This is a genomic window from Sphingomonas sp., from assembly GCF_031426035.1.
Taxonomy (GTDB): Bacteria; Pseudomonadota; Alphaproteobacteria; order Sphingomonadales; family Sphingomonadaceae; genus Sphingomicrobium.
Map to the genome: position 1 here is coordinate 1 of NZ_JANPKO010000098.1, position 10,520 is coordinate 10,520.

Sequence of the window (10,520 nt, forward strand, 5' to 3'; positions counted from 1 at the left end):
TGATGGACGGGCGGCGCTGGTCCGACGGGCTGCACCAGGCGGTCGAGGCCAAGGAGGGCGTGGCGATCGAGCCCGAGAACCAGACTCTCGCGTCGATCACCTTTCAGAACTATTTCCGCATGTACCCCAAGCTCAGCGGCATGACCGGCACCGCGCTGACCGAGGCGCCCGAATTCTACGACATCTACAAGATGAACGTGGTGTCGATCCCGACCCATGTGCCGGTGCTGCGCGAAGACGACGACGACGAATTCTACAAGAACATCACCGATAAGTTCGCGGCGATCGCCAAGGAGATCAAGGCGCGCCAGGACAAGGGCCAGCCGGTCCTCGTCGGCACTGTCTCGATCGAGAAGTCGGAGATGCTCTCCGAATTCCTCACCGCGGAGGGCATCACCCACGAGGTCCTCAACGCCCGCTTCCACGAGAAGGAAGCGCATATCGTCGCCCAGGCCGGCGCGATGCGCGCGGTGACCATTGCCACCAACATGGCCGGCCGCGGCACCGACATCCAGCTGGGCGGCAACGTCGATTTCCGCATCGCCGATGAGCTGGCCGACTTGCCGGAAGGACCGGAACGCGACAAGGCGATCGACAAGATCAAGGCCGAGGTCGCGGAGCAGAAGCAGCTGGTCAAGGACGCCGGCGGACTGTTCGTGCTCGGCACCGAGCGTCACGAGAGCCGGCGCATCGACAACCAGCTGCGCGGACGCTCGGGCCGCCAGGGCGACCCCGGCCTGTCGCGCTTCTATTTAAGCCTGGACGACGATCTGCTGCGCATCTTCGGGCCGCAGACGATGTTCGCCAAGCTGATGAACAAGAACCTCGAGGACGGCGAGGCGATCATCAGCCCGTGGATCTCAAAGGCGATCGAAACCGCGCAGAAGAAAGTCGAAGCGCGCAACTACGACATCCGCAAGCAGGTGGTCGAGTTCGACGACGTCATGAACGACCAGCGCAAGGTGATCTACGACCAGCGCGCCGACATCATGGACGCCGACCATATCAATGACGTGGTGGTCGACATGCGCGCCGAGACCGTCGCCGCGATTGTCGCGGTGCATTGTCCGGCGGGGACCTATCCCGAGCAATGGGACGTCGCGGGCCTCAAGGAAAGCGTCGACCTGGTGTTCGGCATGGCGCCGCCGATCGACGCCTGGCTGGAAGAGGAGGCCGTCGAGCCCGAAATCATCGCCGAGCGGCTGCAGGCCCTTGCCGACCAGGTGATGGAAGACAAGCAGGCGCAGGTCGAACCCCAGCGCTGGGCCGAGGTCGAGAAGAATATCCTGCTGCAGACCCTCGACACCCACTGGAAGGAGCATCTCGCCACGCTCGATGCGCTGCGCGCGGTGATTCACTTGCGCAGCTACGCCCAGAAGAAGCCGATCGACGAGTATAAGCAGGAGGCGTTCCTGCTGTTCGAGCGGCTGCTGATCGCGATCCGCGAGGATGTCACCCGCGTGCTGATGCGCGCCCAGGTCAATCTCGAGGAGCAGCCGCTGCCGGTGCTGCCCGACTTCATCACCCAGCACATCGACCCGTTCTCGGGCGACGACAACACCGCCGACATCGACGCCGCGACCGGCGCGATCCTCTCCAACCTGCCGCCGCTCGGCTTCCCCATGCCGGAGATGCCGGCGGGCGAGGACGGCGAGGCTATCGAGGCGCCGCTCAGCCGCAACGCCTTGTGCCCGTGCGGCTCGGGCCGGAAATACAAGCATTGCCACGGCCAGCTGGCCTGAGCGCGGCCGCAGCGGTGAAAACCGTCGACCGTAGCGCGCTGCGCCGCGCGTACCGCCCCGACGAAGACGAGCATGTCGCCGGCCTGCTGACGCGCGCCGCGCTAGGTCCCGCGCAGGGCGAAGCCAGTTCGCTGGCGCGGGCGCTGGTCAAGGGCGTGCGCGCACACAAGCCGTCGGGGCTCGACGCCTTCATGCACGCCTACGACCTCGGCAGCGACGAGGGCATCGCGATGATGTGCCTGGCCGAGGCGCTGCTGCGCATTCCCGACGCGCACACCGCCGACGAGCTGATCGCCGACAAGCTGGCCGGGCCCGACTGGGCGGACAAGCTCGGTGATTCGCGCTCGGCGTTCGTCAACGCAGCGACCTTCTCGCTGCTGCTCACAGGCAAGGTGCTCGAAGGAGCCAACGACCGCTCGGACAATTGGCGCGCGGTGCTCGGCCGCGCCGTCGGCCGCCTCGGCGAGCCGGTGGTGCGCACCGCGGTGCGCGAAGCGATGAAGATCCTCGGCCGCCAGTTCGTATTCGGCCGCACCATCGACGAGGCGTTGAAGCGCGCCGCTCCTGAGCGCGAGGCGGGTCTCAGCCACAGCTTCGACATGCTCGGTGAGGCCGCGCGCACCCATGCCGACGCCGCGCGTTACGCCGCCGCTTACGGCGCCGCGCTCGACCGCATCGCCGCTGATGCCGCAGGCGGGTTCAAGGCCGCGCCGGGGATTTCGGTCAAGCTCTCGGCGCTCCACCCGCGTTACGAATTCGCGCGAGCCGACGAAGCCAAGGCGGCGATCCTGCCCGTCCTGCGCGAGCTCGCCGCCAAGGCCAGCGCCGCGGACGTCCATTTCACCATTGACGCCGAGGAAGCCGACCGGCTCGAGCTGTCGCTCGACCTGATCGAGGCGCTGGCCGCCGATGACAGCCTGTTCGCAAATGGCTGGGGCGGGTTCGGGCTCGCCATCCAGGCCTATCAGAAGCGCGCGGTGGCGGTGTGCGAGTGGACCGTGGAACTCGCCCGCACGCACCGCCGTCAGCTGATGGTCCGCCTGGTCAAGGGCGCTTACTGGGACACCGAGATCAAGGCGGCCCAGGTCGCCGGCCTGCCCGATTACCCGGTGTTCACGCGCAAGGTCGCGACCGATGTCAGCTATCTCGCCTGCGCCCAGGTGCTGCTCGCCGCGCCCGACGCAATCTACCCCGCCTTCGCGACCCACAACGCCAACACCATCGGCGCGGTCAAGGCGCTGGCCAAGGGCGCGCCGTTCGAGTTCCAGCGGCTCCATGGCATGGGCGAGGGGCTGTATGAGGAATTGGGCAGGCTCGAGGCGGCGATCGGCGATGCGGCGACCCCGGTGCGGATCTACGCGCCGGTCGGCAGCCACAAGGAATTGCTCGCCTACCTCGTCCGCCGCTTGCTCGAGAACGGCGCCAATTCGTCGTTCGTCAACCGCATCGCCGACGACGGCGTGTCGCTCGACCAATTGGTCCGCGATCCGGTCGCCGAACTCGCGGCCCTCAAGCCGAGGCGCAACCCGGCGATCCCGCTGCCGCGGCTGATCTTCGGCGAGGCGCGCCGCAACAGCGCGGGGGTCGACTTGTCCGACCCGCTGGTGCGCGAACCTTTGCTCGAGCGGCTGACGGCGCTGGAAAGCCGCAGCTGGACCGCGCAGCCGGCAATTGGAAAAGGGAAGGCGCGGGCGGTGACCTCGCCCCATGACCGGCGGGTCGAGGTTGGCACGGTGTTCGAGGCCAACGAGGCCGACGTCGACCGCATGGCCCGGGCCGGCCACGCCGCGCAGCCCGCGTGGGACGCGCTTGGCGGCGAGGCCCGCGCGCGGCTCCTCGACCGCGCCGCCGACCTCTATGAGGCGCATCGCGAAGAGTTGTTCTCGCTGTGCATCCGCGAGGCCGGGAAGACCCTGGTCGACGCGGTGCTCGAGGTGCGCGAGGCGGTCGATTTCCTGCGCTTTTATGCGTCCGAAGCGCGGCGCCAGTTCACCCGTCCAATGCCGCTGCCCGGTCCGACCGGCGAGCAAAACGAGCTTCGGCTGCATGGGCGCGGGGTGTTCGCGAGCATTTCGCCGTGGAATTTCCCGCTGGCGATCTTCACCGGGCTGATCGCGGCGCCGCTTGCCGCGGGCAATGCGGTGATCGCCAAGCCGGCCGGGCAGACGCCGCTGATCGGCGCTTTGGCGGTCGAGCTGATGCACCGGGCGGGTCTTCCGAAAGACATCGTCCAGCTGGCGCCGGGGAGCGGCAAGGTGGTGGGCGGGACGCTGACCACGCATCCGCTGCTCGCGGGCGTCGTTTTCACTGGCTCGACTGACACCGCGCGCATGATCAACCGTACGCTGGCCGAGCGCGACGGGCCGATCATTCCGTTCATCGCCGAGACTGGCGGGCAGAATGCGATGATCGTCGATTCATCGGCCTTGCCCGAGCAGGTCACGCGCGACGTCATGTCGTCGGCGTTCCAGAGCGCCGGCCAGCGCTGCTCGGCGCTGCGCGTGCTGTTCGTCCAGGACGAGGTCGCCGACGGGATGATCGCGATGATCGCGGGGGCGATGCAAACCCTGATCGTCGGCGACCCGCGGGAGCTCGTCACCGACGTCGGCCCAGTGATCGACGACCCAGCCAAGAAATTGCTCGACGACCATATCGCCGAGCTCGACCGTGACGCCAAACTCATCTGCCGCCTCGACCTTCCTCCCGAGGCCAGGCACGGCAGTTTCGTTGCTCCCGCGATGTATGAGATCAAAGCGCTAAGCGACTTGAATCGCGAGAATTTCGGGCCGATTCTGCACGTCGTGCGGTTCCCCGCCGATGGCCTCGCCGGGGTCGTCGATGCGATCAATGCCACCGGCTATGGGCTGACGCTCGGCCTTCAGAGCCGCATCGACACCACGCGCGAATTCGTCGAGCAACGCGCGAAAGTCGGCAATTTCTACGTCAACCGCAATCAGATCGGCGCGGTGGTCGAAAGCCAGCCGTTCGGGGGCGAGGGCCTGTCGGGAACCGGCCCCAAGGCCGGCGGGCCGCACTATGTCGCGCGCTTCGCCACCGAGCGCGTAACCTGCATCGACACGACGGCAGCCGGCGGCAACGCAACCCTGATGGCGGCGCTCGACGGCTGAGCGCAGTTGCCACGTTCCCCGCGCGGCTTATGTTGCGGCCAAAGGGGCACGGCATGAACCGATTTGTTATCGCAGCCTGCGCGCTCGCGCTGTTGGGTTTAGCCGCGCCGGCGTCGAGCGCCGCGCCGGGCAAATTGCTCACGGTCAACGGCATCCAGCTCCATTACCAGGAGCGCGGCGCCGGCGAGCCGTTGCTCCTGCTCCACGGCTTCAGCAGTTGCGGCGAAGGCGATTGGGGACCGCTCGCCAACGAGCTGGCCAAGACCAACCGGGTCATTCTGGTTGACCTGCGCGGTCACGGCTGGTCGACCAATCCGAGCGGGCAATTCACCATGCGCCAGTCGGCCGAGGACATCCGCGGATTGCTCGATGCGCTCGGCATCCGCCGCGTCCGCGCAATGGGCATCAGCGCGGGCGGAATGACGCTGCTGCACCTCGCCACGAAATATCCCGAGCGGGTTGACGCGATGGTTGTGATCGGCGCCACGACTTATTTCACCGCCCAGACGCGCAAGGCGCTGGGCGAGATCGCCACGCAGCCGCTGCCCAGGGAAATCGCCGACGGCTTGTCGAAATGCGCGTCGCGCGGCGAAGGCCAGGTGAAGGAGCTGATGCGGCAGTTCGTCGGCTTCAAAGACAGCTACGAGGACATGAACCTGACCCCGCCTTATCTGGCGACGATCAAGGCGCGCACGCTGATCGTCCACGGCGACCGCGACGAATTCTTCCCGGTCGCGATCCCGGTCGAGATGTACGCCGCGATCCCCGGCTCGCAATTATGGATCGTGCCGAACGGTGACCATGTGCCGATCTATGGCGGTCGCAGCGCCGAGTTCCTGCGGATAACGCGCGCCTTTCTTGGAAACGGCCAGCGCAAAGCCGATTAGCGGGGTCAGCTCGCCAATTTCCACAGGTCGCGGCCGTCGGACGCCGGGCCGGCGATGAAGATCGCGGCGAACTGGCGGATCTGGCCGCGCAGCCGCTCGTCCTCGACCTGCTCGGTCAGGTGGCGCAAAACCGCGGGGAAACTGTCGAATTCGCCCAAAGCGGGTTCGCGGCGGTAGGCCATCGTCCACCCCTCGAAACAGCGCTTGAGCGTTGTTCGCTCGACCAAAGTCGTGACCGCGATATGGCGGTCGTCGGCGCGGATGGCGTACAGCACCTCCATCTCGCGCCTTGGCCCCTCGATCACCTGCAGATAGCGGTTGCCGCCTGCAACCAGCAGGCCGGAGATGTCGTCGCGCAGATTATTCTTTCGCGAGGTCAGCAGAATGCGCTGGATGACGGTTGCTTCCTGCTGCGTTGCGGCGGTGCTGAAATAAGCGATCTGGAACATGGCGGCCTCCCGTTCACGGGCAGGCTTGGCGGCAAGATGGTTGCAGTGCACTTGCAAGTACATCCGGCGCGGAGGGAATGGCTCCCCGGGCCTGATTCGAACAGGCGACCATTCGATTAACAGTCGAACGCTCTACCGCTGAGCTACCGGGGAACACTTCGTGCCGAAGGGTGGCGGCTAAATAGCGCAGCGTGCCTCAAAGGCAAGGGCGCCCGTGGCAATTCGCGTTGCGCGGCTAGGTTGCGAACTGCTCCATCGCGATGCGCTCGTCGAGGGCATGCTCCGGGTCGAACATCAACGTCAGCTCGCGGCTGCGATCGAGCGACACTTCGACCAAAGCGACGTCGCGCACTTCAAACTGGTCGGCGACGGCCGACACCGGGCGGTTCTCCGGCTCGAGCACGCGGAAGCAGACATTGGTGTCGTCGGGGAGGATCGCACCCGACCAGCGGCGCGGGCGGAACGGACTGATCGGGGTCAGCGCGAGCATCTTGGCGGCGAGCGGCAGGATCGGTCCGCGCGCCGAGAGATTGTAGGCGGTCGACCCCGCCGGAGTGGCCACCAGCACGCCGTCGCAGGCGAGCTCGGGCATCGCCACCCGGCCATTGACCAGCACCTCGATCTTGGCGGTTTGGCGAGTCTCGCGCAGCAGCGACACCTCATTGATCGCGGCGTGGCTAAAAATCTCGCCTGAGACGGTCGTCGCGCGCATCGCCAGCGGGGCGACGCGGATTGCCTTGGCCCGCGCCAGCCGCTCGGGCAATTGATCGATCCGCCATTCGTTCATGAGGAAGCCGACGGTGCCGCGGTTCATCCCGAACACCGGCTTGGCGTGGCCGCTCTCGAGCATGGCGTGGAGGGTGTGCAGCATGAACCCGTCGCCGCCCAGTGCGACCAGCGACCTGGCGTCGTCGACGTCGGCCCAATGGTAGCGTTGGCGGAGCAGTTCCTCGGCGGCGCTGGCCACCTCGGTGGTTGAGGATAACAGGCCAATGCCGAGGCTGGTCATGTCGCTGCGCTGGGGCATTGCCCGCGACCATAGGGATTTTGCGGCACTGCGCCACTGTCCCGTTTCGGGTCGTGGCGACAGTGCCCGGTTACGTGCGCCGGGGCGGCGCGTTAGCGAACTTCCAACATGCTTTGGCCAAACCTTCTTTCCGGCGGGGGAATGCGGGCGTCGGACCGACCGGTTCCGGCGCCCGCGACGGCCCCCGACCGTCCCCTCGAGGACGCCATCGGGCGCGGCGACATCGCCATCCTGTTCCAGCCCCAGATCGAGCCGGCCAGTGGCCGTGTCGCGGGCGCCGAGGCCCTCGCGCGCTGGGAGGGGTCATCGTCCGCCGAGGATTTGTTCGCGCGCGCCGCTGCCGCCGGGCTGAGCGAGCGCTTGTCGTGGCTGGTCCAGCGCAAGGCGATCCGCGCCGCCGCGGCCTGGGATGGCCCGCTCGCCGGGCTCAGCGTGTCGATCAACCTGCTCCCGCAGGATTTGGCGCGCGAAGGCTATGTCGAATGGCTGCTGGACGAAGTCGAGGCTGCCGGGCTCGACCCGCTGCGGCTGACCGTCGAGATTACCGAGAGCGTGCTGGTCGAGCCCATCGACGCCGTACGGCGCCTGGCCCGGCTGCGCGCCGCGGGCATCCGTATCGCGGTCGACGATTTCGGCACCGGCTACGCGAGCCTCGCTTACCTGACTTCGCTGCCCCTCGACATGCTCAAGATCGACCGCAGCCTGATCGCCCAGATTGTCGGCGGCTCGCGCGACCGGATCGTCGTCCACGCCATGATCCGCCTCGCCCGGGATCTCGATTTGAAAGTGCTGGTCGAAGGGGTCGAGACAGCCTCGCAGCTGGCCTTGCTCGCGCAGTGGGGATGCGACCTGTACCAGGGCTTCCTCGGCGCCGGTGCACTCGATGAACCCGCACTGGCGCGGTTCGTGCGTGCGTCGACCGCGGAAGCGGCGGCCTAGGCCGCTTCCATCGCCTTGGCGCCGGCCTCGGCCACGCGCGCCAGCCCCCGCGAGACCTGCAGCGCACCGTTGAGCCGCGCTTCGGCGGTTGGCCAGTCGCGGGCGACGATCAACTTGCTATCGGGGCGCAGCTTGGCCGTTCCCTTGAGCCGCTCGACATAGCCAAGCAGCGCGGCGAGGTCGCGGAAGCCGGCCGGCACGAAGGTCACCACCGCGCCCTTGGCTCCGACGTCGAGCTTGGCGATTGACGCCGCGCGGCAGTTGAGTTTGGTCTCGACGATCAGCATCAGATTGGCGGTTTCGGGCGGGAGCGGCCCGAAGCGGTCGATCAGCTCGGCGGCGAACTCGTCGACCGCGGCCCGGTCCTCGAGGTCGCCGATGCGGCGGTACAGGCCCATGCGCAGGTCGAGGTCGGAGACATAGTCCTCGGGGATGAGGATCGGTGCATCGACGCTGATCTGCGGGGTGAATTCGTCGCGGCGCGGCTCGCCGCCGGCCTTCTGCTCGACGATCGCCTCCTCCAGCATCTCCTGGTAGAGTTCGAAGCCGACCTCCTTGATGTGCCCCGATTGCTCGTCGCCGAGCAGATTGCCGGCGCCGCGGATGTCGAGGTCATGGCTGGCGAGCTGGAACCCGGCGCCGAGGCTGTCGAGGTTGGCGAGCACCTGCAGGCGCTTCTCGGCGGTCTCGGTGATCTGGCGGTCAGGCGGGGTGGTCAGGTACGCGTAGGCGCGGGTCTTCGAGCGTCCGACGCGGCCGCGTAGTTGATAGAGTTGAGACAGGCCGAAGCGGTCGGCGCGGTGGACGATGAGGGTGTTGGCGCTGGGGATGTCGAGCCCGCTCTCGATGATCGTGGTCGACAGCAAGACGTCATATTTGCGATCGTAGAAGGCGCTCATCCGCGCCTCGACATCGGTCGCGCTCATCTGGCCGTGGGCGGTCACCGCGGTGACCTCGGGGACTTCCTCGCGCAGCCATTCCTCCATGTCGGGCAGGTCGGCGACGCGGGGGACGACGAAGAAGCTCTGGCCGCCGCGGTAATGCTCGCGCAGCAGCGCCTCGCGCACCACCACCGGGTCCCACGGGGTGACGTAGCTGCGCACCGCCAGGCGGTCGACCGGCGGGGTCTGGATCACCGACAGGTCGCGCAGGCCCGACATCGCCATCTGCAGCGTGCGCGGGATCGGGGTCGCGGTGAGCGTCAGCACGTGGACGTCGGTTTTGAGGGCTTTTAGCCGCTCCTTGTGGGCAACCCCAAAATGCTGCTCCTCGTCGACCACCACCAGTCCCAGCCGCTTGAACTCGAGCCCTTTCGCCAGCAGCGCGTGCGTGCCGATGACGATGTCGATCTGGCCGCTGGCGAGGCCTTCCTTGACCTTCTTGGCTTCGGCAGCGGGGACCAGCCGCGACAGCCGGCCGACATGGATCGGAAAGCCCTGCAGCCGCTCGATGAAATTGGCGTGATGCTGGCGCGCGAGCAGAGTGGTCGGCGCGATCAGCGCGACCTGCTTGCCCGCCATCGCCATCACGAACGCGGCGCGCATCGCCACCTCGGTCTTGCCGAAGCCGACATCGCCGCACACCAGCCGGTCCATCGGCTTGCCGCCCTCGAGGTCGGCCAGCACGTCGGCGATCGCGCGCTCCTGGTCGTCGGTTTCCTCGTAGGGGAAGCGGTCGACGAATTGGGGGAAGGCGCTGTCGGCGGCGGCGACGAAGCCGGGGCGGGTGGCCCGCACCGCGGCGGTCTTAATCAGTTCACCGGCGATCTCGCGGATGCGCTCCTTCATCCGGCTCTTGCGCCGCTGCCACGCCTCGCCGCCCAAGCGGTCGAGCGTGACGCCGTCGCTGTCGCTGCCGTAGCGGGTCAGCAATTCGATGTTCTCGACCGGCACGAACAGCCGGTTGCCGCCGTTATATTCGAGCGCCACGCAATCGTGCGGCGCCTTGCCGACCATGATCTGGGTCAGCCCTTCATAGCGCCCAATGCCATGGTCGGCGTGGACCACCAGGTCGCCCGGGGTGAGGGTCGCCAGCTCGGACAAGAACGCCGCGGCGCCCTTGCGCTTCTTGCGCCGCCGCACCAGCCGGTCGCCGAGCATGTCCTGCTCGGTCAGCACGGCGACATCGGGCGCGGTGAAGCCGTGGTCGAGCGGGAGCACGAGCAGCGCCGCGCCGGCCCGCGCGCTGAGCGCCGCCTGCCAGCTGTCGGCGAGGCTCAGCGCTTTTAGTCCATGATCCTCGAGCAGGCCCTGGAGCCGTTCGCGCGAGCCTTTCGAGTAGCTCGCCAGGACGACCTTGCGGCCGTCCCTCTTGAGCCTGGCGACGTGCTTGGCGACCGCTTCGTAGAC

General features: G+C 67.5%; 7 protein-coding genes and 1 tRNA gene. 4 read left to right on the forward strand and 4 right to left on the reverse strand.

All coding sequences use genetic code 11. The annotated features are described in order from the left end of the window. The 3 genes from RMP08_RS07225 to RMP08_RS07235 all read left to right on the forward strand — a co-directional run. A partial coding sequence (locus RMP08_RS07225) for an SEC-C metal-binding domain-containing protein (protein WP_310468321.1) occupies positions 1–1,742 on the forward strand: 1,742 nt, incomplete at its 5' end. A gap of 14 nt (positions 1,743–1,756) precedes the next feature. Then, positions 1,757–4,870: a bifunctional proline dehydrogenase/L-glutamate gamma-semialdehyde dehydrogenase PutA gene (gene putA, locus RMP08_RS07230; RefSeq protein WP_310468322.1), complete on the forward strand. Its 3,114-nt coding sequence runs from the start codon at positions 1,757–1,759 to the stop codon at positions 4,868–4,870. A 53-nt stretch (positions 4,871–4,923) separates the two neighbouring features. Then, entirely contained in the window at positions 4,924–5,757 is an 834-nt protein-coding gene (locus tag RMP08_RS07235) for an alpha/beta hydrolase (protein ID WP_310468323.1), read from the forward strand. Positions 5,758–5,762: 5 nt separating this feature from the next. On the opposite strand, the gene RMP08_RS07240 is transcribed toward RMP08_RS07235, so the two are convergent. From RMP08_RS07240 to RMP08_RS07250, 3 genes are all read right to left on the reverse strand, one after another. Further along, positions 5,763–6,206 (reverse strand): BLUF domain-containing protein, encoded by a 444-nt coding sequence (locus RMP08_RS07240; protein WP_310468324.1) that lies wholly within the window; start codon positions 6,204–6,206, stop codon positions 5,763–5,765. Between the two features lie 78 nt (positions 6,207–6,284). Further along, positions 6,285–6,359 (reverse strand) — tRNA-Asn (locus tag RMP08_RS07245). Positions 6,360–6,441: 82 nt separating this feature from the next. Further along, the gene (locus RMP08_RS07250) at positions 6,442–7,233 is read right to left on the reverse strand and encodes an NAD kinase (protein WP_310468325.1); all 792 of its coding nucleotides are present in this window, start codon (positions 7,231–7,233) and stop codon (positions 6,442–6,444) included. Between the two features lie 141 nt (positions 7,234–7,374). Between RMP08_RS07250 and RMP08_RS07255 the strand changes: the two genes are divergently transcribed. Further along, the gene (locus RMP08_RS07255) at positions 7,375–8,172 is read left to right on the forward strand and encodes an EAL domain-containing protein (RefSeq protein ID WP_310468326.1); all 798 of its coding nucleotides are present in this window, start codon (positions 7,375–7,377) and stop codon (positions 8,170–8,172) included. On the opposite strand, the gene mfd is transcribed toward RMP08_RS07255, so the two are convergent. After that, on the reverse strand, positions 8,169–10,520 hold a 2,352-nt coding region (mfd, locus tag RMP08_RS07260), incomplete at its 5' end, for a transcription-repair coupling factor (RefSeq protein ID WP_310468327.1). The two genes, RMP08_RS07255 and mfd, sit on opposite strands and share 4 nt — an antisense overlap.

Excerpts from the sequence above, each read along its gene's own strand:
- RMP08_RS07255 (WP_310468326.1), top strand. The coding sequence starts at position 7,375 with ATGCGGGCGTCGGACCGACCGGTTCCGGCGCCCGCGACGGCCCCCGAC.
- RMP08_RS07240 (WP_310468324.1), bottom strand. The coding sequence starts at position 6,206 with ATGTTCCAGATCGCTTATTTCAGCACCGCCGCAACGCAGCAGGAAGCA.
- RMP08_RS07250 (WP_310468325.1), bottom strand. The coding sequence starts at position 7,233 with ATGCCCCAGCGCAGCGACATGACCAGCCTCGGCATTGGCCTGTTATCC.
- RMP08_RS07235 (WP_310468323.1), top strand. The coding sequence starts at position 4,924 with ATGAACCGATTTGTTATCGCAGCCTGCGCGCTCGCGCTGTTGGGTTTA.